The organism is Prochlorococcus marinus str. MIT 9107 (genome assembly GCF_000759855.1).
Taxonomy (GTDB): Bacteria; Cyanobacteriota; Cyanobacteriia; order PCC-6307; family Cyanobiaceae; genus Prochlorococcus_A; species Prochlorococcus_A marinus_N.
Map to the genome: position 1 here is coordinate 89,187 of NZ_JNAI01000007.1, position 23,457 is coordinate 112,643.

The 23,457-nt window shown below is 31.8% G+C and carries 25 protein-coding genes; 18 read left to right on the top strand and 7 right to left on the bottom strand.

The features are described 5' to 3' along the window. Positions 1-11 precede the first annotated feature (11 nt). Together EU92_RS04260 and EU92_RS04255 are read right to left on the bottom strand one after the other, a co-directional pair. Complete coding sequence (locus EU92_RS04260) at positions 12-404, bottom strand: hypothetical protein (RefSeq protein WP_032514185.1); 393 nt, start codon at positions 402-404, stop codon at positions 12-14. 81 nt (positions 405-485) lie between these two features. Next, entirely contained in the window at positions 486-2,126 is a 1,641-nt protein-coding gene (locus EU92_RS04255) for a 2-isopropylmalate synthase (RefSeq protein ID WP_032514184.1), read from the bottom strand. A 227-nt stretch (positions 2,127-2,353) separates the two neighbouring features. On the opposite strand from EU92_RS04255, the gene EU92_RS04250 reads away from it, so the two are divergent. Then, positions 2,354-3,937 carry a glycoside hydrolase family 57 protein gene (locus EU92_RS04250; RefSeq protein WP_032514183.1) on the top strand — a complete coding sequence of 528 codons (1,584 nt, stop codon included), beginning with the start codon at positions 2,354-2,356 and terminating at the stop codon, positions 3,935-3,937. 5 nt (positions 3,938-3,942) lie between these two features. Here EU92_RS04250 and crtL read toward each other — a convergent pair whose 3' ends face one another. Next, positions 3,943-5,154 (bottom strand): lycopene beta cyclase, encoded by a 1,212-nt coding sequence (crtL, locus tag EU92_RS04245; RefSeq protein WP_032514182.1) that lies wholly within the window; start codon positions 5,152-5,154, stop codon positions 3,943-3,945. A gap of 21 nt (positions 5,155-5,175) precedes the next feature. Then, positions 5,176-7,773, bottom strand: coding sequence for a DNA gyrase subunit A (gene gyrA, locus EU92_RS04240; RefSeq protein ID WP_032514181.1), 2,598 nt, complete (start codon positions 7,771-7,773; stop codon positions 5,176-5,178). A 178-nt stretch (positions 7,774-7,951) separates the two neighbouring features. Here gyrA and EU92_RS04235 point away from each other — a divergent pair, with 178 nt between their 5' ends. The 4 genes from EU92_RS04235 to rsmD all read left to right on the top strand — a co-directional run bounded on the left by EU92_RS04235 (position 7,952) and on the right by rsmD (position 10,910). Then, positions 7,952-9,115, top strand: coding sequence for a GuaB3 family IMP dehydrogenase-related protein (locus EU92_RS04235; protein ID WP_032523568.1), 1,164 nt, complete (start codon positions 7,952-7,954; stop codon positions 9,113-9,115). Positions 9,116-9,345: 230 nt separating this feature from the next. Further along, positions 9,346-9,669 (top strand): thioredoxin, encoded by a 324-nt coding sequence (gene trxA / locus EU92_RS04230; protein WP_011376622.1) that lies wholly within the window; start codon positions 9,346-9,348, stop codon positions 9,667-9,669. Between the two features lie 11 nt (positions 9,670-9,680). Continuing rightward, a complete protein-coding gene (gene hisH / locus EU92_RS04225; protein ID WP_032514180.1) occupies positions 9,681-10,298 on the top strand; it encodes an imidazole glycerol phosphate synthase subunit HisH in 618 nt (205 codons plus the stop codon). A 12-nt stretch (positions 10,299-10,310) separates the two neighbouring features. Then, a complete protein-coding gene (rsmD, locus tag EU92_RS04220) occupies positions 10,311-10,910 on the top strand; it encodes a 16S rRNA (guanine(966)-N(2))-methyltransferase RsmD (RefSeq protein WP_032514179.1) in 600 nt (199 codons plus the stop codon). Here the strand turns inward: rsmD and petG are convergent. Then, on the bottom strand, positions 10,887-11,006 hold the full coding sequence (gene petG, locus EU92_RS04215) for a cytochrome b6-f complex subunit V (protein ID WP_011376619.1): 120 nt from the start codon (positions 11,004-11,006) through the stop codon (positions 10,887-10,889). The genes rsmD and petG overlap by 24 nt on opposite strands. Positions 11,007-11,061: 55 nt before the next feature. Here petG and EU92_RS04210 point away from each other — a divergent pair, with 55 nt between their 5' ends. From EU92_RS04210 to EU92_RS04170, 10 genes are all read left to right on the top strand, one after another. Then, positions 11,062-11,448 (top strand): c-type cytochrome, encoded by a 387-nt coding sequence (locus EU92_RS04210; RefSeq protein WP_032514178.1) that lies wholly within the window; start codon positions 11,062-11,064, stop codon positions 11,446-11,448. Then, positions 11,448-12,197: an RNA methyltransferase gene (locus tag EU92_RS04205; protein WP_032514177.1), complete on the top strand. Its 750-nt coding sequence runs from the start codon at positions 11,448-11,450 to the stop codon at positions 12,195-12,197. The genes EU92_RS04210 and EU92_RS04205 overlap by 1 nt, the downstream gene beginning before the upstream one ends. Positions 12,198-12,318: 121 nt before the next feature. Continuing rightward, on the top strand, positions 12,319-13,407 hold the full coding sequence (gene bchI / locus EU92_RS04200; RefSeq protein ID WP_032514176.1) for a magnesium chelatase ATPase subunit I: 1,089 nt from the start codon (positions 12,319-12,321) through the stop codon (positions 13,405-13,407). Between the two features lie 5 nt (positions 13,408-13,412). Next, positions 13,413-13,886, top strand: a complete 474-nt coding sequence (gene ruvC, locus EU92_RS04195; RefSeq protein WP_032514175.1) for a crossover junction endodeoxyribonuclease RuvC — start codon at positions 13,413-13,415, stop codon at positions 13,884-13,886. Positions 13,887-13,895: 9 nt separating this feature from the next. Continuing rightward, positions 13,896-14,453: a 5-formyltetrahydrofolate cyclo-ligase gene (locus EU92_RS04190; protein ID WP_032514174.1), complete on the top strand. Its 558-nt coding sequence runs from the start codon at positions 13,896-13,898 to the stop codon at positions 14,451-14,453. Positions 14,454-14,493: 40 nt separating this feature from the next. Next, the gene (locus tag EU92_RS0109010; protein WP_032514173.1) at positions 14,494-14,913 is read left to right on the top strand and encodes a SufE family protein; all 420 of its coding nucleotides are present in this window, start codon (positions 14,494-14,496) and stop codon (positions 14,911-14,913) included. 44 nt (positions 14,914-14,957) lie between these two features. Next, on the top strand, positions 14,958-16,259 hold the full coding sequence (locus tag EU92_RS04185; RefSeq protein WP_032514172.1) for a homoserine dehydrogenase: 1,302 nt from the start codon (positions 14,958-14,960) through the stop codon (positions 16,257-16,259). 74 nt (positions 16,260-16,333) lie between these two features. Next, the gene (locus tag EU92_RS04180; protein WP_241432568.1) at positions 16,334-16,585 is read left to right on the top strand and encodes a hypothetical protein; all 252 of its coding nucleotides are present in this window, start codon (positions 16,334-16,336) and stop codon (positions 16,583-16,585) included. Positions 16,586-16,601: 16 nt separating this feature from the next. Continuing rightward, on the top strand, positions 16,602-18,173 hold the full coding sequence (locus tag EU92_RS04175) for an ABC transporter substrate-binding protein (protein ID WP_032523436.1): 1,572 nt from the start codon (positions 16,602-16,604) through the stop codon (positions 18,171-18,173). Beyond that, the gene (locus EU92_RS04170) at positions 18,166-19,188 is read left to right on the top strand and encodes an ABC transporter permease (protein ID WP_032523563.1); all 1,023 of its coding nucleotides are present in this window, start codon (positions 18,166-18,168) and stop codon (positions 19,186-19,188) included. The genes EU92_RS04175 and EU92_RS04170 overlap by 8 nt, the downstream gene beginning before the upstream one ends. On the opposite strand, the gene EU92_RS04165 is transcribed toward EU92_RS04170, so the two are convergent. After that, positions 19,185-20,735, bottom strand: a complete 1,551-nt coding sequence (locus EU92_RS04165) for an alpha/beta hydrolase (protein WP_032514168.1) — start codon at positions 20,733-20,735, stop codon at positions 19,185-19,187. The two genes, EU92_RS04170 and EU92_RS04165, sit on opposite strands and share 4 nt — an antisense overlap. Positions 20,736-20,737: 2 nt before the next feature. Between EU92_RS04165 and EU92_RS04160 the strand changes: the two genes are divergently transcribed. Continuing rightward, on the top strand, positions 20,738-21,967 hold the full coding sequence (locus EU92_RS04160) for an MFS transporter (protein ID WP_032514167.1): 1,230 nt from the start codon (positions 20,738-20,740) through the stop codon (positions 21,965-21,967). Here the strand turns inward: EU92_RS04160 and EU92_RS04155 are convergent. Continuing rightward, on the bottom strand, positions 21,964-22,335 hold the full coding sequence (locus tag EU92_RS04155; RefSeq protein WP_032514166.1) for a DUF2834 domain-containing protein: 372 nt from the start codon (positions 22,333-22,335) through the stop codon (positions 21,964-21,966). The genes EU92_RS04160 and EU92_RS04155 overlap by 4 nt on opposite strands. A 41-nt stretch (positions 22,336-22,376) precedes the next feature. Here EU92_RS04155 and EU92_RS04150 point away from each other — a divergent pair, with 41 nt between their 5' ends. Then, complete coding sequence (locus EU92_RS04150; RefSeq protein ID WP_032514165.1) at positions 22,377-23,243, top strand: carbohydrate kinase family protein; 867 nt, start codon at positions 22,377-22,379, stop codon at positions 23,241-23,243. A 19-nt stretch (positions 23,244-23,262) separates the two neighbouring features. Continuing rightward, on the top strand, positions 23,263-23,454 hold the full coding sequence (locus EU92_RS04145) for a hypothetical protein (RefSeq protein WP_032514164.1): 192 nt from the start codon (positions 23,263-23,265) through the stop codon (positions 23,452-23,454). Positions 23,455-23,457: the final 3 nt, after the last annotated feature.

Here is a 23,457-nt window from a genome sequence, read left to right on the forward strand (position 1 = left end):
TTTTAAATAATTTAAAGCCTTATAGTTCTACGATGTTTGGGATTGCACCAATACAGAAGAGCTAACATACTTAAAAATGTTGTTAAAAGAGTAATTCCACCAATTCCCAAAATGTCTTGAAGAGTAATAAGTCTTACTATTGAATAAGGACCCATACCAGAAATTACCATTGATAGGGATACTAAAGTTAAAGTTACTCCCCATTTTCTTTCTGCTAGGAGAGCTGCTGAAGAAACTATTCCAACTATTGCAGCAGGCCAACCAAGGCTTATAGCAAGAGTTATATTTGCAACTTTTAGTGGAGGTCCAAAACTTATTATTAACGCGATTATAGGAAGTGCGATTATATTGCTGATTAACCCAACCCATGAAAGTGCCCAATATCCTAGTAATCTTTCTCTCATTATTTACTGCTTTAACTATTAATTCAATTTACAGTATTAAGAGACTATTTTGAATGTTACTTAATAATCCTAATAAATAATTTAATTTCCAGGATTAGATAAAAATGTTTTCTCAGAATTTTCTAAATTATCAAACTGTGGGTGAATTGAACTTTTTTTCTCAGAAAAAACAAGCCTATTTAAAGCATTAAGGTAAGCATTCGCAGCAGCAACTACAACATCCGTGTCAGCAGAATGACCAGAATATATCTTTTTATCCCTTCTTATTCTTATTGTTACTTCTCCCAAAGCATCAATACCCTCTGTAACTGATTTTACAGAAAATTCAATTAGTTCATTAGGAATTTTAGCTAATTTATTTAATGCCTCGCACACAGCATCAACAGGTCCAGTCCCTATTGCTACTGCACTATCCTCGGTATTATCTTCCGTGTTTATAAGCGTAATGGTGGCAGTAGGTTTAGAAGCGTTACCGCAACTTACTTGTACAAGACTTAATTGAAATTTAGCTTCTGGAAGCTGTACTTGTTCGCTTACAATTGCTTCTAAGTCTCTATCAGTAATTTCTCTTTTCCTATCAGCTAAATCCTTAAAACGAGCAAAAGCATCATTTAAGTCTTCCCTGCTCAAGTCGTATCCCATCTCTTCTAATCTTGCTCTTACTGCACTTCTTCCACTAAGTTTACCTAAAGATATTTTGTTTTCACTCAATCCAACAGTTTTTGCATCGATAATTTCGTAAGTGAGCCTATTTTTTAAAACTCCATCCTGATGAATGCCTGATTCATGTGCAAATGCGTTAGCACCCACAATTGCTTTATTAGGTTGGACAGTCATTCCAGTTAGGTTGGAAACAAGCCTAGAAGTTTTTGTTATTTCTTCTGTTCTTATAGCTGTAAGAGGAGTTGGTGAATCTGGATTTCTTTTGAAAAAACTATTAAAAAAACTTTTCCTAACATGCAATGCCATTACTAATTCTTCTAGAGAGGCATTCCCTGCTCTTTCACCAATTCCATTAATCGTACATTCTAGTTGTCTTGCCCCATTCTTTACCGCCTCAAGAAAATTGGCAACTGCTAAACCTAAATCATTGTGACCATGAACGGAGATTACTGCCTCATCAACATTTGGGACATTTTTATTAATATCGGCAATTAATTTGCCAAATTCACTAGGTGTTGTAAATCCAACAGTATCAGGGATATTTATTGTTGTCGCTCCTGCAGAAATTGCTAGTTGAATTACTTCGTATAAAAAATCAGGATCACTTCTTGAGGCATCTTCACAAGAGAACTCAATATCATCTACCAATGATTTAGCATAATTAACCATTTCTGGAACTATTTGTAGAACATCTTTTCTGGATTTTTTAAGTTTATGTTTTAGGTGAATATCACTTGTTGCAATGAAAGTGTGTATTCTTTTCTTGGGAGCTGCACTTACCGCTTCATAGCACGCTTTTATATCACCTTTGGAAGCTCTAGCTAAACCGCATATTATTGGGCCGTTTTCTTTTCCTACAGAATTGGCAATTTTATTAACAGCTTTAAAATCTCCTGGACTTGCAAAAGGGAATCCAGCCTCAATTACATCTACCCCTAATCTTGCTAATTGATGAGCGATGGCAAGTTTTTCTTCAAGATTTAAACTAGCACCAGGAGATTGCTCTCCATCTCGCAGAGTTGTATCAAAGATCAAAATTCTTCCAGGATCCTTGGACATTATTAGAAATCACTTACACTTATACTAAGCTAATTAAAAAAAATTGACTAGATTTTTGTTCAATAAAAATTGCTTTGGGATTATTGCTTAACAATTTTGGTTAAAATTTTTAGAAAAAAAATAAAATGCTTTATTTATTAAAGTATTGTTTAATGATTAAAGTCTACTTTTTATTTAAAGGTTAATTTTGATTCTTTATAGAATTTCAGGCGTAAATTTTAACAAATATGAATGGGCAATACCCAAAAAAAAATGTTTTAGGCCAATTAGCGATAGTTTTACATGCTCATCTTCCTTATGTTAGGAAAAATGAAAAAAACTCTTTAGAAGAGGATTGGTTATTTCAGGCGATTTTGGAATGCTATATACCCCTCCTTCAAACAATAGAATCTTCCAAAAAAGAAAATCCTCTTAACACAAAACTTACTATTAGTTTGTCTCCAACATTATTATCTCTTCTAGATAATAAACAAATTCAAGAAACCTTTCCAGGTTGGATTAAAACAAGGAATGATTTCTTAAGCGATCTACCACAAAAAGCAAAAAATGCTTCTGCATTTTTAATTAAGAACCTCAATGAAAAATACTTATATTGGCAAGAATGTTCTGGAAATTTAATTGAGAAATTCAAAGTTTTAAATAAAGCTGGAAATTTAGATATTCTTACTTGTGCGGCCACACATGGATATTTACCAATCCTAAGAGAGAATCCTGGAACTGTTAAAGGACAAATTAATACAGCCATTAAAAGCCATGAAATAATTTTTGGAACTAGGCCCTTAGGTATTTGGTTGCCTGAATGTGCATATTATGAAAATTTAGATGAAATATTATTTAATTCTGGAATTAGATATGCAATTTTAGACGGTCATGGGATTCTAAATGCTACTCCAAGGCCAAGGTATGGAGTTTATGCACCAATCTGTTCTAAAAAAGGTGTTGCATTCTTCGGAAGAGATAGTGAGTCAACCTTGCCCGTTTGGTCTGCTAAAGATGGATTCCCTGGCGACAAAGTTTATAGGGAATTTCATAAAGATTTGGGGTGGGAATTACCTATTTATGAGCTCCAAAAGAAAGGTATTTCAACTAAAAGACCTTTGGGTTTAAAGTTTCATAAGATTACAGATGAAAACACACCATTAGGGGAAAAGGAGTTTTATTTAGAAAATGAAGCTCAAAAGAAGGCTGCAGAACATGCTGAAGCTTATCTTATTGAGAGATCCAAGCAGTTAGAAAAAATATCTTTATCTTCTTCCTTCAATCCATTATTGGTAGCACCATTTGATGCAGAGTTGTTTGGTCATTGGTGGTATGAGGGACCTTCTTTTATTGAAATTATTCTCAAGAATTCTAGTAAATATTCAATTAGGCTTACAAATCTAAGAGAATTCTTACTTCAAAAGCCAAATCTTCAGATTTGTGATCCATCGCCATCAAGCTGGGGGCAAGGTGGTTTCCACAATTACTGGATTAATGATGCAAATGCGTGGATCGTTCCAGAAATTACAAAAGCAGGCTCAACTTTTATTGATTTATGCTCGAAAAATTTTAAAAATGACTTATCTCCAAGATTGTTCAATCAAGCAGCAAGAGAATTACTTCTCTCTGAATCCTCTGATTGGAGTTTTATCCTAAGAGCTGGAACTGCAACCCAGCTTGCAAAAGAAAGGATAGAAAGACACTTGTTCAGGTTCTGGAAACTAGTTGATATGATTAAAGATTATTCCAATATTAATTTGCAATTTCTTGAAGAAATTGAGGAAGAAGATAAAGTTTTTCCAGATATAAATATTGATGATTGGCGAAAATAAAAATACTAATTTAACTTAAGCATTCCTAGTTTTACTTTTAGAGGTGAATTTATAAACATCTTACTCATGACGTAAATTAGTTTTGGAAGTGGAAGTGTATTCGTAAGAAAACCTACCCATTCTTTGGTCGATAGTCTAAAGAAATTTGAGAAAAAGCTTCTTAGTCTACTTTCGTCAAAACTCATTAATCTTCTTAGACCATATTGGTAAAGTTTATGCCTTTGTGTTAACTCGTAGGGCCATAGAATGTTCCAACCCTTTGTGGCTAGCTCTAGAGAACTTAGCTGGGGCTCTTTTAAAAAGATTGCTAATTTTTCCGCAAGTAGTGGAGACCTTCTTAGCAAAGATCCAATCATGTATCCTGAGGCAGGATGTACCATACTTGCGGCCCCTCCAAAACCAAGTACAAATTGTTTTTTTAATGGAAGGGGTAAATTCATTGGGAAAAGGCAATTCTCTTCATGAAAGATTTCACTTACCTTAATACCCTTACTATCCAGTCTTTTAAAAAGTCTTTTTTTAAGATTTTCTTGAGATAATGCCGGATAACTAGCTAATGATGTTTCTTCAACAAAAAAAGTTTCATTCCCTAGATCCATCGCATAAAGAAAGGAAGGAGATGATAACTTTTCTTGATAGTTTAAATGATTTGGACGAAAATCCATTAAAACAAACTCTTCCTTATTAACAGGTGGGGATGAAAATTTACCTACAATTCCATACGCAGCTTGTTGTGCGATTTCCTTTTGAATGGGTCTTTTTACAAAATTACTTTTATGACCACTTGCGTCAATTACTAACCTTGCATTTATTCTTAGGCCTGAAAAACAAATTACCTCAGAAATTTTGTTTTTCTCTATAATTTCTTTTGCTGTTTCATTCAACCATTCAATTCCTTTACATTTTTTTAAAAGTTCATTTTGAAAGGCTTCTTGATTTATTAAACCATAATCGTAGTTATGCTTTGTCGGAATATCTCCATTTTTATTTTCCCCATTTCCAAAAAAACTAACTGTTTTACACCATCGATGAGATAACAAAGACTCTAATCCTAATTCCTCTAATTCAGATGCCCATATACCATATGTATTCTCCCATTTTTCATTGGGAGATTTTGTGGATATTCCCTTTATATTTAGATCCTGCTTGGCTAATTCAGAAGCTAAACATAATGCTGCAGGACCAGAACCTAAAATTAAAATATCAAGTATTTCCATATAATCTAATTAACAATTAATTTACTTTTCTTTCTCTAAGCTTATTTGGTCTATTTCCTCTATTTGTTCTCGAGGAACTAATACCACTTCTGATAAATGATCGCCCTCGTCCAGTCTTTGTAATTTTACTCCAGTTGCGGCTCTAGATTGCTGAGAAATTTTATCTGCGTTTGTTCTAACTATTACACCTTTTTCGGTCACAAAAAGTAACTCTTCTCCTTCTCCAAGGACCTTCAAACAAACTAATACATCATCTTTAATTCTGAATTTTATTGCTCTTAAACCCATCCCTGCTCTCTTTTGTAATCTAAACTGAGTTACGGGTACTCTCTTTCCTAGTCCAAATCCACTGGCGATTAGTACCCAAGGACCTTCTGAAGAGTTGTCTTCAAGATTTTCATCAATTTCTTCAGTAAGATCTTCATTTTTAGCCAATTCATCAACTAAATCAGATGTTAAAACATCCATAGATACTAGATTATCTCCTGCTCTCAGGTTCATAGATTTAACCCCCCTTGCCGTCCTACCAAGTGGCCTTAATTCGTTAATATCTAGTCTGAAATGAATAGCCATTCCTGTTCTTGATCCAATTAAAACACTATCCCCTTCTTTTGATAATCTGACCCATGTTAAGGCGTCTCCATTCTCAAGATTAATTGCTATTAATCCATTTGAGCGAATTTTTGAGAAAGCAGAAAGTGAAGTTCTTTTTATAAATCCAGCCCTGGTTAGCATTAATAAGTAACAATCGTTGTCAAAAGAATCCACTGCAACTAGTGAAGTTATTTTTTCTTCCCTTGGTATTGGGAGAAGTTGAACTGATGGAGTCCCTTTTGCGGTTCTGCTACTCATAGGAACTCTATATGCTGGGAGAGCATAAGCGACACCTCTATCACTGAAAAGCAAAAGAGTATCATGATCGTTACAGCTTATAAATAATTTGACCTCATCATCTCCTTGGGTCTTTGTGCCAGCTTTACCCCTTGACCCGCGACTGGTAGATTCAAATTCATTGACAGGCATCCTTTTTAAATAACCTGCTTCAGTTAATAAAACTACTGATCTGTCATTTGCTATAAGATCGATATCATCTAGACCACCACCTAAGTCTAGTATTTCTGTTTTTCTTGGGGAAGAAAATTTTTCATCGATTTTATTGAGTTCTTCAAGAACAATTTCAAATATTCTTTCCTTACTATTCAATATTTCCTTATATCGGTTGATTTTTTGAGTTAATTCATCATGCTCTGCTTTAATTTTATCTGCCTCCAGGGCGGTTAATCTTCTTAACTGCATTTGTAAAATTGCTTCTGCCTGCGTAGAAGATAACTCATGATCAGTTTGTAATTTTTCTCGAGCTGAAATTGTATCTTTAGCTGATCTTATTAGATTGATAATTTCATCCATAACATCTAATGCTAATAAAAGTCCCTTTACAATATGATCTCTTTCTTCTGCCTTTTTTAATAAAAATCCAGTTCTTCGTCTAATTGTCTCTACCCTAAATTCTAGAAATACATCCAACATTTTTCGAAGTGAAAGAGTTGTGGGTTCTCCTTTAACTAAAGCCAAAATATTCGCACTAAAGTTGTTTTGAAGAGGGGTTAACTTAAATAAGTTATTTAAAACTACTTGTGGATAGGCCTCTCTTTTTAGCTCAATAACAATTCTCATACCATCTCTATCACTTTCATCTCTAATATCAGAAATACCCTCTAATTTTTTCTCATTAACCAAGTCTGCAATTCTCTCTATCAAGGCTGCTTTATTGGTTTGAAAAGGGAGTTCTGTAATTATTACGGCATCTTTTTCCACTCTGCCAGTTGATTTAATTTGCTCAATATTTGCTACACCTCTCATTGTTATTGACCCTCTCCCTGTTTTGAAAGTTTCTCTGATTCCATCTCTTCCAAGGATTTGACCACCAGTGGGAAAATCGGGACCTTTGATTAGTTCGAAAAGATCTCTATCTTCAAACGAAGGATCTTTGATTATTGATTTGAGACCAATGATTAATTCTCCCAAGTTATGGGGTGGAATATTAGTTGCCATTCCTACCGCTATTCCAGATGATCCATTTAAAAGTAGTTGAGGAATTCTTGCTGGTAAAACTGTTGGCTCTTGTTGAGAACCGTCAAAGTTGTCAGAGAAATCTACAGTTTCAGATTCAATATCCTCTAGTAAACTCTCATCTGTAAGAGACTGCAGACGAGATTCTGTATATCTCATTGCTGCGGGAGGGTCGTTATCTACAGAACCAAAGTTCCCATGACCATCTATAAGTGGCATTCTCATAGAAAAATCCTGAGCCATTCTCACCAAAGCATCATAGACAGCAGTATCACCATGAGGGTGGTATTTTCCAAGAACTTCTCCAACCACCCTTGCACATTTTCTGTAAGGTCTACCGCTAGTTAAGCCAAGTTCATACATTGCATAAAGAATTCTTCTATGAACAGGCTTTAAGCCATCCCGTGCATCTGGCAGCGCACGACCGACTATAACGCTCATTGCATACTCGAGATAAGAGCGAGACATCTCATTTCTTAAGTCGGTCTGAATAATTCGGTCTTTATCTTCGCTAAATCCAGAATTACCGGAATCTAAAATATCAGACATACAAAAAACCTTTATTTAATAATAGTCGTTGATTGTCATAATGAAAAAAAAAAAAGATATATTTAATCCACAAATACTGACATTTAATCACAAATTTAAAAAAAAACTTTTGTTTTTGAATAATCCTTGGCTTATTACCCCTTTAGTTGTTAATTTATTCAAAATAAGTAAAAATTCCGTGAATATTGAAATTGGCTTGAACAAAAAAGTTAGGAGGGCTTATGGCATTGATGAAATAGCTTTAGTTCCTGGCAAAAGAACACTTGATTACGATTTGACAGATGCTTCATGGTTAATAGGTGACTTAAGGAGAGAAGTCCCAATTATTGCTAGTGCTATGGACAGCGTTGTGGATGTTAATACTGCTGTAGAACTTACCAAATTAGGTGCGCTAGGGGTTATTAATATGGAGGGCATACAAACAAGATATGAAAATCCTGATGAAATATTAAATCAAATAGCATCAGTCGGGAAAAATGATTTTGTTCCATTAATGCAGAAGATTTACAGTGAGCCTGTTAAAGAGGAATTGATTTTACAGAGAATAAATGAAGTTAAAGAAAGAGGCGGTATTGCTGCGTTTAGTGGAACTCCTCAAGCTGCTATTAAATTTAGAGAAATTCTTAATAATTCCAAAATAGATTTATTCTTCCTTCAAGGAACAGTAGTTTCAACTGAGCATCTTGGTATAGAAGGTAATGAAACCTTAAATATTAAATTGCTCTGTCAATCTATGAAAGCCCCAGTCATAGCTGGTAATTGTGTTACATATGAAGTTGCAAAACTTCTTATGGAAGCTGGAGTTGCAGGATTAATGGTTGGTATTGGACCCGGAGCAGCATGTACTTCCAGAGGTGTATTGGGAATTGGAATTCCTCAAGCAACTGCAATTGCTGATTGTAGTTCAGCCAGAGATGATTATTTTCAAGAAAGTGGCCGTTATATCCCTATTATCGGTGATGGAGGAATAGTGACGGGGGGAGATATTTGTAAATGTCTAGCATGTGGTGCAGATGCTGTAATGATTGGATCGCCAATAGCTAAATCCTCAAATGCTCCAGGTAAAGGATTTCACTGGGGTATGGCTACTCCAAGCCCACTCTTGCCAAGGGGTACAAGAATTGAAGTTGGATCTACAGGATCATTAGAAAGAATAATAAAAGGACCTGCTTTACTTGATGATGGTACACATAATTTGTTAGGGGCAATTAGAACATCAATGAGCACTCTTGGGGCTAAAAATATCAAAGAAATGCAAGCTGTTGAAATAGTTATTGCCCCATCTCTGCTAACAGAGGGAAAGGTTTATCAAAAAGCTCAGCAGCTTGGAATGGGTAAATAGTTTGCATCGAACAAATTTTTAAAAACTAAATTTTTAATTATTTAAATTGAACAAATTTCTGATTAGGAGTTATTATTAAATGATGGGGGAAACCCCATACTCCTCACACACTAAATCGCCCGATTAATCGGGCTTTTTTAGATGTTTTGTTACTTATATTGTTTTATCTGTAATGAAATCATCACTTAAAAGAATAGCTTGCTAAATTCTCTAAAAGGAATATTTAAATTATGTCATCAGCTCCAGCCGTAACTGACTCTTCATTTGATAAAGATGTGCTGCAAAGCGATCTGCCAGTATTGGTTGATTTTTGGGCCCCTTGGTGTGGTCCATGTAGGATGGTTGCACCAGTAGTAGAAGAGATCTCTAAAGACTTTGAAGGGAAAATTAAAGTTTTCAAATTAAATACAGACGAGAATCCAAATGTCGCAAGTCAATATGGAATTAGAAGTATTCCCACATTAATGATCTTTAAAGGAGGTCAAAAAGTTGATACCGTAGTTGGAGCAGTACCAAAAGCAACACTTTCTAGCACCTTAACTAAGCATTTGTAAAATAAAGATCTTTGCATAAAATCGGACTTATAGACTATGGAATGGGTAACATTCATTCTGTAACAAAATCTCTTGAAAGTCTTGGAGAAGAAATAATATTAATTAAAAACTTTAATCAATCAAAGGCTTGCAAGGCGATAATACTTCCAGGAGTTGGTTCTTTTGATCCTGCGATGATTAATCTCATAAATACAGATTTGATAACTGATTTAAAAAACTGGATTAATAGTGGCAAGTCCTTTTTAGGGATTTGTTTAGGCCTTCAACTCCTTTTTGAATCTAGTGATGAAGGAAAAGTGCAAGGAATAGGAATTTTAAAGGGAAAAATACAAAAAATACCTAATATGAAGGACCAAAGAATTCCCCACATGGGTTGGTGTCAGCTTTTACCTACAAAACCCAATACTCTATTAGATCTAGAAGAATTAAATAATTGGGTCTACTTTGTACATTCCTATCATGCAATACCTGATGATCTTAATATTATTGCTGCTCAGGTTAATTATGGTTCTAAAAAATTAACAGCGATGATTGAAAATGATAATTTATTGGCCTGTCAATTTCATCCAGAAAAGTCTGGTAAAACTGGAGAAAAACTTTTGAGAAGATGGCTCAGTAATATTCAATAACTGATAATAGAGATGAAGACAAACTTAAGATTAATAGGTGGCAAGAGACTCCAAAGTCCAAATAATATTTATACTAGACCTACAACTTTGAGAGTTAGAGAGGCTATATTTAATATATTGAATAATAGAGTTGAAAATAGTAACTGGTTAGATTTGTTTAGTGGCACAGGGGCAATATCTTGTGAAGCATATAATCACGGGGCAAGAAAAATAATTGCAATTGAAAAAAACAAATACAACTCAAAAATTTGCTTAGAAAATTTACTTTCGATGCAGGATATAGACAATAGGAAAAAAGATATTGATGTTATTTGTAAAGACGTTATGAACTGGACAAAACCAAATTATGTGAGAAACGAGTCATCTAAAATTATGGATTTAGATAAATTAAAATTTGATTTTGTTTATCTAGATCCTCCATATAATGTAAATATCCATGAATTAGTTTTAAATCAAATATTTAATTGTAATTTTTTAAAAAAAGATTCATTAGTTATTTGTGAACATTCTCCAAACATATGTATTAAGAAAAGTACTTTATGGGAAACTATTGATGTAAGAAATTATGGACAGTCAAGATTAACATTTTTAATCAATGTCCAACATTCCTGAACCTCTTCTGTATTGATTCCAAGCACTTACGAATAATCCAAGAAGAGTTATTGGAACCAACCCTAAAACTATTCCACATAGAAGAGGCTCGATCATTTTTTTGCCTTTTTTGAATTTCTTATTCACAATTGTTACATAGAGACTATTTTTTGTGTCAACATCTTCATCATCTGCAGCAGAAAAAGAATTTAATAGAGGATTATTAAAAAATTTTATTATTGTTTTTGTAGTTTTATTGATAGGTTGTTTTTTAATATTTTTCTTAAATAATCATGAAAATAACAAATTTATAATTGAAACTCTTGAGCTTAATGGATCTGCTGATGAAGGAGATGCTCTTTTTAAGATAAATTGTGTTGGATGTCATGGAATTACAGCAAGAGGGTTAGTGGGTCCAGACTTACACTCAATAACTCAACGTTTGAATGATAAAGAGATAATAAAACAAGTTACTGGTGGCCTCACACCTCCAATGCCAAGTTTTGAAATTGATCCAAAAAATATGTCCAATTTATTAAAATTTCTTCATAGCCTTTAATTATTTTGGACAAAAATTTTTCTAATTTAAAGGTAATATTAGTTGAACCAAATGGCCCTTTAAATGTAGGGTGCGTTGCTAGATTATGTTCCAACTTTGAAGTTCATGAATTAAGAATAGTCTCTCCAAAATGCGATATCTTCTCTATAGAAGCAAAAAAAATGGCCCTTAAAGGTCAAAAATTTCTTGATCATTGCAAGGTTTTTGATAATCTTGAAAAAGCAATTTTTGATTGTGATTTGGTAATCGCATCTTCTGGAAGGATTGATGTAAGAAAAGATTTAATTTTTGAATCTTCTGAAGATATATTTAATTGGACTACATCTTTTAAAAAGATAAAAAATTTAGCAATTATATTTGGCAGAGAGGATAGAGGTTTAACTAATAGTGAATTACTCCTGGCAAATAAGATTTTTACTATACCTAGTTCTCAGAATAATCCTTCTTTAAATCTTTCTCATGCTGTTTCAATAGTTTTGTATGAATTAAATAAGTCTTCTAAGAGAAATCTTAATAAAGAATTAGAAGTTTTTAATCTTGCATCATCAAAACAAATACATGATTCATTTGGGGAGATAGAGGAAATGCTTCTGAGAGTAGGATATCTTTTGAAACATACCTCAAGGGCAAAAATAAATAAATTTAAGAATTACATATTAAGGGCAAATACATCAATGCACGAAATAAATGTTTTAAGAGGAATTGTAAATCAAATAAACTGGTTTTTGAATAATTCAAAAAAAAATTAGGGATTTATAAATAAAATTAGATTTTATTTCTCTGTAGATTAAATTTGAAAGGGATATTTACTAAAAACATTTTCTGAAGTAACATCTATTGATTATTTGAATATTTAAGAGAACTAAAACTGTGCCTACAACAAAGAAAAGAAGAGTTTTCCCTTTTACAGCTGTAATTGGTCAGGAAGAAATGAAATTAGCTCTCTTATTAAATGTTATTGATCCAAGAATTGGAGGAGTGATGATAATGGGTGATAGAGGGACTGGAAAGTCTACTACAATTAGAGCCTTAGCTGATTTGTTGCCAGCAATAGAAGTTGTAAAAGATGATCCATACAATAGTTCTTTAATTGATCCTGATTTGCAGAGTAAAGAAGTTTTGGAAAAAATTGTTCAAGGAGAAAATCTAGAGAGTATTCAAAAACAAGTCCCCATGGTTGATTTACCTCTAGGGGCTACTGAAGACAGGCTTTGTGGAACCATTGATATAGAGAAGGCGTTAAGTGAAGGTGTTAAGGCATTTGAACCTGGATTATTGGCAAAAGCTAATAGGGGACTACTTTATGTTGATGAAGTGAATCTGCTTGATGATCATTTAGTTGATGTACTTTTAGATTCGGCTGCTTCGGGATGGAATACAGTTGAAAGGGAGGGAGTTTCAGTTCGACACCCTGCGAGATTTGTCCTTATTGGCTCAGGTAATCCAGAAGAAGGTGAATTAAGGCCTCAGCTATTAGACAGGTTTGGAATGAGTGTTGAGGTTAAGACAGTTAGAGATGCTGAATTAAGAGTACAGGTAGTAGATCAAAGGACTTCTTTTGATGATAATCCTGATGAGTTTTCATTAAGTGTTGAGAATCAACAAGATGAACTTCAGCAAAAGGTTATTAAAGCTCAGGAAATTTTAAATTCTGTTCAAATGGACGATGACCTTAGATTAAATATTTCTGCGATCTGCGGAGAACTTGATGTTGATGGTTTACGTGGAGATATTGTTACAAATAGATCGGCGAGGGCTATTGCAGCCTTTGAGGGCAGAACTGAAGTACAAGAAGATGACATAGCAAGGGTTATTTCTTGTTCTTTAAGACATAGACTTAGAAAAGATCCTCTAGAACAAGTTGATTCAGGTGAAAGAGTTATTCAAGCTTTTTGTAAAGTATTTGATTTAGATGTAAAAGATAATCTTTCAAAATTTCAATTATCTGCAGAATCTTAATTACAGTGAGAATAATTGGTATTGACCCTGGATTAGCTAGAGTTGGTTATGGAATTATTGAAATAGAAAATGAGAAAAAGATATTATTAGATTGTGGTGTTATTGAGACAGGTAAAGATAAAAAAGAAGAAGATAGACTTCATGAGATATTCACAGATCTTAATGAATTAATAAATCATTGGAATCCAAATGTAGCAGCGGTAGAGAAATTCTTCTTTTATAGATCAAGTACCACTATTAGCGTGGTACAAGCAAGAGGTGTGATTATGATGGTATTGGCCTCTAAAAAAATTAGAGTTAGCGAATATTCTCCTGCTCAGATAAAGTTAACTATTGCAGGTTCTGGAAAAGCATCCAAGAAAGAAGTTCTTGATGCTGTTATGTATAATTTAGATCTTAACAAACCTCCAAGACCCGATGATTCGGCAGATGCGTTGGCCATAGCACTGACAAAACTTAATGAAGAAGGCTTCAACTGAAGATTCATTATGAATACCTTTGAAAAAAAGAAATTAGAAAGGCATACTTTTAGAAAACTTAGAGATCAAATCTCCCTTAATCAAAGGGAAAATGTAGTAAAGAATGTAAAACTATATGTTGATTCATTTGTCAAGGAATATAAAAATATAGGTTACATAGCAATATATTGGCCTCTAAAAAACGAAGTGGATATAAGAAGTCTTAAGGAAAAATTTTCTTTGGCTTTGCCCAGATGCCAAGATAAAAAAGAGTTATTGTTTTATCCATGGGCTGAAAAACCTCTTACAAAAGACTATGAGGGGATACTAAGTCCAAATAACTCTTTCTCATTAAGTTATAAGAAGATAAGTATGATATTTGTCCCTTGCCTTTCAATTGATAAAAATCTAATAAGATTAGGTTATGGAGGAGGCTATTTTGATATATTAAGAAGAGATAAAAATTGGAGAAATGTTCCATGCATTGGAGTTTTAACTTCTAATTGTGTAAGTACAATTCCATTAACAAGAGCTGAGTGGGATATTCCCTTATCAGGTTTTATCACAGAAAAAGAAATATTTGTATAATAATTAGTTTACAAGTGATTTATTAATAGTTTTTTAAAAAATGGAAAATCAAATAAAATATAATAATTTATCAAAACTAGTCGAAAAGTTGAAGAAATCAGAAGATCCAAAAAGAAAATATGAGTACATTTTATGGCTAGGGAAAAAATTGAAAGAACCAGATAGTAAGCTCCTTGTCGAAGAAAATAAAGTTAAGGGATGCGTTTCAGAGGTTTTTGTTAAAGCAAATATTAAAGGCGGTAAATTATTTTGGGAAGGATATTCAGATGCCCTAATAACAAAGGGTTTATTGTCATTTCTAATTATTGGATTAAATGAATTAACGCCAAATGAAGTTGTTAAAATAAATAAGAAATTTATTGAAGATACTGGTTTGAAAGCAAGCTTAACTCCTTCACGTTCAAATGGTTTTTTAAATATACTATTGAAAATGCAGTCTCAAGCAAATCAATTTTTGTAGGCCCAATAATATAAAATTAAATTCAAAGTAAAAAGAAATAAAAAATGAGAAAATGCAAAATTGGTATTGTAGGTTTTGGAACTGTGGGCTCAGGGATTTATAAAATATTAAATTCAGATGTTGATTCACATCCTATTTTAAAAGAAATAGAAATTGCAAAAGTTGCAGTTAAAAATCTTAATAAAAAAAGAGACATCGAGCTAGATAATAATTTATTAACTGAAGATCCATTTGAATTAATTAATGACTCTTCTATAGATGTAATTGTAGAAGTAATGGGAGGAATTGATTTGGCGAGAGATCTAATTCTGAAATCAATAAAATCAGGTAAATCTGTAGTTACAGCAAATAAAGCCGTGATTGCAAGATATGGAGAAGAAATATATGAAACTGCATCTAGAGAAGGAGTTTATGTCTTGTCAGAGGCGGCAGTTTGCGGGGGGATTCCTATAATTGAGCCTTTAAAAAGATCATTAAAAAGTAACAGGATAAAAAAAATGATTGGGATAATAAATGGCACTACAAATTTTATCCTTTCAAAGATGACAAACGAAAAAGCTGATTATAAGGAGACCTTAAAATTGGCTCAAAGCCTTGGTTATGCAGAATTCGATCCAACGGCAGATGTCGAAGGACATGATGCTGCTGACAAGATTTCAATTCTTAGTGAACTCGCATTTGGAGGGAAAATTAAAAGAAATGAAATAAATACTGTAGGTATTAGTAAAATTAACCTCAAAGATATCGAATATGCAAATAAATTAGGATTTGAAATAAAACTTTTAGCGCTTTCCGAAAGACAAAAAGTTACTACTAATGATTCTCTTCCTTTAAATATTTGGGTGGGACCTTCTTTGATTCCTAAATCTCATCCTTTGGCAACAGTTGATGGAGTTAACAATGCCTTATTGATAGAGGCAGATCCTCTTGGAGAAATAATGTTGTATGGTCCAGGGGCAGGAAGTGGCCCAACTGCTGCATCAGTGGTATCAGACATATTGAATCTTCATGCTTCCTCAGTAAAAAATAATAATTCAATCGATCCATTATTAGCTTTTGATTTCTGGAGAAACTGTCATATAGTTGAATCGTCTCAAATTACTAAAAAAAATTACCTTAGAATTATTTGTCTTGATAGTCCTGGTGTAATAGGCAAGATTGGAGATATTTTTGGAAATAATAATGTATCAATCGAATCAATTGTTCAACTAGATGCGAGTACGGATGAAGCAGAAATTGTTGTAATAACACATAAAGTGGATACTGGGAATTTTGAGAAATCAAAAAATGAAATAAATTCTCTTAAAGAAGTAAAAATTATTGCAAGTCAATTAAGTTGTATTTAAAAAAATAATTTGCAAATTTCCTTATAGCTTGTTAAACCGAAGAAAGTAAATGTTTAATTTTTAAAGCTATAATGATGCATTCAAAATTATTAGATAAAAAATATAGAAAAAATAATAATTTAATTTGTTCAGAAAACCTTTATAAAGGTGCTTGCGTAAATATTAAAAATAGCAATAAGACTTTTCAAGTAATTGGTATCAATCTAGATAAAAAAATTTGTTGGGTTAGAGAGTGGCCCTTCGCCAGTAATTCTAAAAAAACATTTGCTTTAGAAATAAGTAAAATAACCTTACAAATTTTTTGCTCTAATCAATCTTCTGAATAATTTGTTACTTATAAAGATGAAAAAAAATTTTCTTATAACAATTTTTATTTTTTTTATTTCTCTATTACCTAATTCTTGTGGTTCAAAAAATATATCTCAAAAAATTATAGTTGCAAGTTATGGGAAAATCGAATCTTTAGATCCAGCCAATGCTAATACGCTTAAGGCTCTTCAATTAATAAGTTCTCTTGGAGACACATTATATGAATTAAGTTCTAATGGAGAATTAATACCTAAATTGGCATTAGAAATGCCAATTATTTCAAAGGATAGACTTAAGATAACTATTAATTTAAGAAAAAATGTCTTATTTCACGATGGTACTTCATTTAACTCAAACGCAATAAAGTTTACTTTTGATAGATTCAAAAACATTGGGAAGATGAATTATATTTTAGGAAATAGGATTAAATCAATTGAAACTCCAAGTGAATTTTCAGTCATAATAAATTTAAATAAACCATCAAGTTCTTTAAATGGTTTACTTACATCAGTATATTTAACACCAATTTCTCCTATCTTTTATAAAGAATATTCTGATAAGTATCTAAATGAAAAATTCATTGGTACTGGCAAGTATGTACTTACGAGTTTTTCTAATGAAGTTCAACTGATCAATCCAAATTTAGATTATTGGGGAGAAAAACCACTAAATAAGGGTATTAGTTTTGTGGGTTATTCTAATTCATCCTCTCTTTTTGGAGCTTTAAAAAGTAAACAAATTGATGTACTCTTATCTAACTCAATTGATGATATTCAGCGAAATAGTTTAAATAATTTAAGTAAAAATAAAAAATTTAAAGAAGGTAATAGCCCTTTTAGCGAATTAAGTTTTATAAGCCTTAGAACTAGTTCTTATCCATTAAACAATCTTAATTTAAGACTTGCTTTAGCTAAAAGTATTAATAGAAAACTAATTAGTGAAAAAGTAAGTTATGGCTTAAGAAAACCATCAAGATCAATTATTCCTCCGATATTAAAAAACGATAATCAAGGACTGTGGCCTAAATATGATTATTTAGAAGCGAGAAGTTTATTGCAAAAAGAGAATTATTGTAATGGAAACATACTGAAAATACCTCTTACTTACAGATCGAATGTACCAGCTGATAAACTTATTGCCCTGACATGGCAGGAAGAAATAAAAAATTCTTTGAAAGATTGTATTGATATTGAACTTAATGGGGTTGAATCTACAACAGTTTATAAGAATCTAAGTTTAGGAATTTACACAGCTGTTATTCTAGATTGGACTGGAGCTTATTCAGATCCAGAAGCCTATCTTACCCCACTTTTAAGTTGTAATGAAATAGTTGATGGCATATGTAAAAAAGGAGAATCAGTTTATAGCGGTAGTTTTTGGGGATCTAATAAAGTGGAAAGTTTATTTCTTGAGAGTGAAAAAATAAGTGGACATAAAAGATTAGAAAAACTTGTTGAAATTGAAAAAATAGCAGCAAATTCAATTCCTTACATTCCTATTTGGATATCCTCTCAAAAAGCATGGTCTCAAAATAAGATATCAAAACCTATTTTTAATGGTGCAGGAATAATCTCATTGAGTGATCTTAAGTTAATTGATGAGTAGAAATTTAAAGAAACTACTAAATTATTCCTTATTAAAAATTTCATTAATACCAATAATGTTATGGATAATTTCTTCATTAGTTTTTATTTTATTGAGAGTCGCTCCTGGCGATCCTGTCGATGCAATTATTGGATCTGGTGCCGATGAGGTTTCAAGAGAATTTCTAAGAAATAAATTGGGACTAAATGAACCTTTAATAAATCAATATTTTTCCTATATTCAAAATATATTGCACTTAGATTTTGGCCAATCTCTTAGTACCCAAGAGCCAGTCCTAAATATTATTCTTAAGTCATTTCCTGCAAGTCTTGAACTTTGTTTCTTTTCAATATTAAGTGCCACACTAATAGGTTTCCCATTGGGATTAATTGGCTTAAGAAATAGGGGTAAAAAAACTGATTATATTTTGAGAATATTAGGAATTGCCACATATTCTATACCTCCTTTTTGGGGGGCGATGTTAGCTCAATTATTATTTTCTGTATTTTTTAAGGTTTCTCCAATTGGGGGAAGATTTCCAATATTTCAGCAACAACCTCAAATTACAGGTTTTCTAGTTTTAGATAGTATTCTTTCAAATAATATTATTGCTTTGAAAGATAGCCTTTATCATCTAGCACTTCCTTCAATTACACTTGGTTTCCTTTTAAGTGGTATATTCAGCCGCTCATTAAGAGTAAATTTGGATAAGACATTAAAAAGTGATTATGTAAATGCTGCTATATGTAGAGGGATATCGAGGAAAAAAATCTTTTTAAACCATGCATTGCCTAATGCTCTATTGCCAATTGTCACTATTTCTGGGTTGACTATGGCTTCATTAGCTGGAGGAGCTCTATTGTTTGAAGTAACTTTTTCATGGCCAGGTATTGCTTTAAGATTATATGAAGCAATTTCTCAAAGGGACTATACCTTGGTTCAAGGCATTGTAATTTTTACTTCTATTCTCATAGTTTCTTTAAATCTCTTTGTGGATATTTTAATTGCGTATTTAGATCCAAGAATAGAGTACTAATTTTTTGAAACTTTTTTAATAGTTTCAAGATCTAAAAGATGGAAATCAAGTCCCAAATCTCTTTGGTTTTTAATTACAGTAGGGACCTCTTGGTCCTTAATATTTTTTAAAAATTTAACTATAAGTTCCTTAGATAATTCTTGTACTAAATTTGGATCTGAACCAATAAAAGATTTACTTATTTTGAAGACATCATTATTTTCTCTATAACTATTATTAATTCTTATTGGAGAGAAATGACTTGCACCTTCAAAAATTAGAAACCTATTTGACGGATTATTTAAAGCTGAAAAAACTCTAAACTGTTCATTCATTAAGGGTGTAATAAGATCATATGTTCCACCTATAAGTAGAGTTGGTATTTCAATCCCAGAACTTTTTTCTTTTGGCCATAATAAACTTCCAAACGAATTAAAACCTATTATCGCAGTAGCCTTCTTATCATTATTTTGCTCAGGAAATGGTATTTCGCTCAATTGACATTGAAGTAATTTAGATAAATTTGTTAGAGCAAAGTCTTTTAATGCTGAATCACATTTTTCCTCAAGTTGATCAGTTGGTTTATTGCCCTCATATAAAAGTGCTATTAAAGCACCAAGTGAATGCCCCATTAAGATATAAGAATCATTAGGAAGGTCAAATTCTCCAGCCCCATGTGCTTTTATTACAGCTTCTAAATCTTTAATTCTATATAAGAAAAAGTCTGCACTTCCTGGAATTGATTTTCCACGCTCAATAACTTCCGTAAAGGCTTTCAAATTACTTCCTCTATGGTCTATGAATACTAATGGCCAACCCCTTTTAGTTAATTCGTTTCCTAACCACTTAAAATTATCGATTTCACCTGCAAGTCCTGGCATAAAAATTATTAGTTCTTTATCATTGTTTTTTCTTTTGCTTCTCCATAATTCAATTTCTAATGGTTTTACTCGGTGAGGAGCATAAATCTTTTTATTTATCTTAATAAGATTTGAAGTGAAATTATTATCAATTTTTTTAAAAGTTGCTTTGTTTGTTTTCTCAAGATTATTTAATTTCGATATTAGATCTTGTTGCATTGCTAATTCATTCTTCCAAGCCGATATTATTAAAATTAAGTTATCAATATCTAATGAAATTTCTTCTGAAGGTAATGCTTTAATGATGTCATATGTTGAAACTTCTTTTTTCTCCTCTAATAAATTTTCTATAGTGTTATAAATTTCGACTCCATTTTTGTCATTAGGGACTATAATTGTTTTGCTTAATTCTGTAAGGATTTTACGTCCTATCCAACTTCTTAATACTTCTCTATTTAATCCTTCTTCCTTGAAAACTGGAAAATTTATATATTTTGATAATTCAAAAACTTTTATAAATCCATATTTTTTTAACCAATCAACTAATTCTGTTGAATCTTCTTTGTATTTTTCTAATTTTGATAATTGTTCTATAGTAAGAGGGATTTCCATCTCTTCAAAATTAATATTTACCTTTTCAGCTGCTTTTGAACAATTATTAAAAAATAAACTATAAAAACCTAAAAAAATTATAAAAATGTATTTCACTTGTGATTAGTCCAAATAGTATTCAAATTAGCAAAAATTGGTGGATTCAATTTCCATATCATTTGAGGTTAATAACCAAAATAAGATTTTACGCCGCTTTTGGCGCAGGAGGTGTTATTTATTTAACATCACTCATTTTTAATAACATTGGCTTATCGGCAACAGATATTGGCTTGGGCTTTACCATCTCAGCAATAATTGGAACCGTAACAAGATTCTTTACAGGTAATTATCTTAATAAAACAGGCGAAATACAATTTCCATTAATTGCTTCATCAATTCTAAGTATTGCTGCTAGCTTATTTCTCATTTTTTCTAGAGATACTTTTTTTTACATAATTGGGCAATCATTTGTTGGTGCGGCTGCAGGTATATATTGGCCTTCTGCCGAGTTTGGAGTGCCATATTTTTGCCATCCGATTGATACAAGAAAAGCTTATGCTCTTGTGAGAAGTTCGGAGGCTTTTGGAATATTTCTAGGGGTTTTCTTAGGGGGGGTTATGACGAATTTTATGTACCATAAATCAATTTTTATTAATGATATATTTTGCATGCTAGTTATTACATATTTAATATCTAGAAATAGTTCTTCTATTAAAAGAAATTTAGAAAATTTCCAAAAGAAATTAGTAGATCCAATTAATCAGGGACAATTGAAATGGAATAAAAATTCCAAAATAATAATTTTATCTATTTTATTGATAACTACATCTTTAGCTTTGATTCAGGTGACTTTGCCTTTGGATCTTGTTAAAGGTGGAGTATCTCGGAATGCATTAAGTAAAGAAATTACTAGTTTTATAATTTCTATTCAGTTAATTTTATTGTTGTTTTTACAATGGCCTGTCGGTTCTTGGATTTCAAAGAAAGGAAGATTATTTGGATTGAAATTTAGTTTAATAAACTTCTCTTTTGCTTCATTTTTATTATTTATTTCTAGCTATTTAAATATCCTAGCTTTTTATTTGATTTCTTTTTCATTGATATTAGTTAGTTTAGGCACTGCTTCATTTCTTCCAACTTCAACAGATGTTGTTTTCAGAATAGCTCCCTCAAACAAAAAAGGTTTTGCACTTGCTCTATTGTCACAATGTTTTGCTATGGGTTATTTTTTTGGACCATTTTTTTCGGGACGTATATTGGATCTATTTGGTTATGCCTCAATAATCTGGCTTTCTATTTCATGTTGTTGCTTTATTGTATTGGCAATTCTATTTAAAAAATTATTTTAGTTAATCTTCTCTAATTCAATAATTCTTCTTTCCCTTAGAAATAAGAAAAAAGGTGCAGAGAATGCAAATGCAATAAGAAAAGTACCAATGTAAACAACCCACATGTTCTTCATATTCAATTTTTTTGATTCATTTACTATCCATATAAAAATAGCGCTAGCTCCTACTAATAAGTCTCTGGAAATTGACTGAGCTGCAGGATTTGCATTAGCCAAGGCAATAAAGTTATTAATATCAAAACTATTCCCATATTCTCTAGCAAATTCGAAATTCGCCATCATTGGAAGAACAGCCCCCAAAATTGATAGAAAAAGGTAAAGATAAGATAGGATCTGTTTATTATCTTTTAGAATGTTAAATGAGTTCACTTTTTAAAATAATTTCTTTTAATAATAGTATTTAAAAGCTTATGGCTGTTGAAAAGAATAATAGATTTGAAGAAGATAAATTTAAAAAAGGAAATTTAAATTTTGCTGTAATAGGTCATGTTGAATGGATGAATTTCTTAAACGTCGATAAATTGCCAAAACCAGGAGTTATTTCTCACTCTAAAAAGTCACTTGAATATCCTGCAGGTGGAGGGTCTATTATCGCGAAGACACTTTCAGAATTAACTTTAAACCAAATTCATTTTTTTACTGCATTAGGTAAAGATGATTATGGAGATAAATGCTTCAAAATTCTTTCAAATATGGGAATAAACTTGCATGTCGCTTGGCGTGATAAACCTACTAGAAAAGGATTTAGTTTAATTGACTTACAAGGTGAGAGAGCAATTACAGTTATTGGAGAAAGGTTGGCTCCAAATTCTAATGACAACTTAGAATGGAGCGTTTTAAAAAATATGGACGGAATTTTTATTACTGCATCTGATTCAGAGATTTTTAAAATGGCTAGATCAGCTTCAATACTTTGTACGACTCCAAGGGTGGGATTGAATACAATTAATAAATCAAATGTCCTTTTAGATGGATTGATAGGAAGTAATCTTGATCCTGGAGAATGTTTTTCTTTATCTGAATTAGCGGTTAAGCCAAAATATATTATTAAAACTGAAGGAGAGAATGGGGGTATAATATTTCCCGGAGGAAGATATAAGGCTCTTAAAAACAATAAAACAAAGGTTGATTCTTATGGTTGTGGCGATTCTTTCGCTGCTGCTATACTTTACGGAATGACATCTAAATGGAATATAGATAAAAGTTTAAATCTTGCTAAAATCATAGGAAGAAATACTAGTCAATTTTTTGGCCCATATGCACAAAATTATGAGTAATTATTGATTTAAGTTTTTTATGAGTAATTTAGATAATGAAAATAAAAATCTTCTTGTAGAAAACCTTATAGTTTTCTTTTTATTCACTGTTGTTTTGGTTTTTAAATCTTTGAAAACTTTATCTAGAATTTTTACTTATGGAATTTTCAAAAAAGAAATATTAACTACTAAAAGTAACTTAGGCGTAGATATAAAAATAAAAATTAAATAGGAA

Bases quoted from the DNA above. Each gene is read 5' to 3' on its own strand.
- EU92_RS04175 (WP_032523436.1), top strand. From the start codon at position 16,602: ATGAAAAAAAATTTTCTTATAACAATTTTTATTTTTTTTATTTCTCTA.
- trxA (WP_011376622.1), top strand. From the start codon at position 9,346: ATGTCATCAGCTCCAGCCGTAACTGACTCTTCATTTGATAAAGATGTG.
- petG (WP_011376619.1), bottom strand. From the start codon at position 11,006: ATGATCGAGCCTCTTCTATGTGGAATAGTTTTAGGGTTGGTTCCAATA.
- EU92_RS04145 (WP_032514164.1), top strand. From the start codon at position 23,263: ATGAGTAATTTAGATAATGAAAATAAAAATCTTCTTGTAGAAAACCTT.
- EU92_RS04255 (WP_032514184.1), bottom strand. From the start codon at position 2,126: ATGTCCAAGGATCCTGGAAGAATTTTGATCTTTGATACAACTCTGCGA.
- EU92_RS0109010 (WP_032514173.1), top strand. From the start codon at position 14,494: ATGGAAAATCAAATAAAATATAATAATTTATCAAAACTAGTCGAAAAG.
- EU92_RS04150 (WP_032514165.1), top strand. From the start codon at position 22,377: ATGGCTGTTGAAAAGAATAATAGATTTGAAGAAGATAAATTTAAAAAA.
- EU92_RS04180 (WP_241432568.1), top strand. From the start codon at position 16,334: ATGCATTCAAAATTATTAGATAAAAAATATAGAAAAAATAATAATTTA.
- EU92_RS04190 (WP_032514174.1), top strand. From the start codon at position 13,896: ATGAATACCTTTGAAAAAAAGAAATTAGAAAGGCATACTTTTAGAAAA.
- gyrA (WP_032514181.1), bottom strand. From the start codon at position 7,773: ATGTCTGATATTTTAGATTCCGGTAATTCTGGATTTAGCGAAGATAAA.
- EU92_RS04260 (WP_032514185.1), bottom strand. From the start codon at position 404: ATGAGAGAAAGATTACTAGGATATTGGGCACTTTCATGGGTTGGGTTA.
- EU92_RS04170 (WP_032523563.1), top strand. From the start codon at position 18,166: ATGAGTAGAAATTTAAAGAAACTACTAAATTATTCCTTATTAAAAATT.
- rsmD (WP_032514179.1), top strand. From the start codon at position 10,311: ATGAAGACAAACTTAAGATTAATAGGTGGCAAGAGACTCCAAAGTCCA.
- crtL (WP_032514182.1), bottom strand. From the start codon at position 5,154: ATGGAAATACTTGATATTTTAATTTTAGGTTCTGGTCCTGCAGCATTA.
- EU92_RS04250 (WP_032514183.1), top strand. From the start codon at position 2,354: ATGAATGGGCAATACCCAAAAAAAAATGTTTTAGGCCAATTAGCGATA.
- EU92_RS04185 (WP_032514172.1), top strand. From the start codon at position 14,958: ATGAGAAAATGCAAAATTGGTATTGTAGGTTTTGGAACTGTGGGCTCA.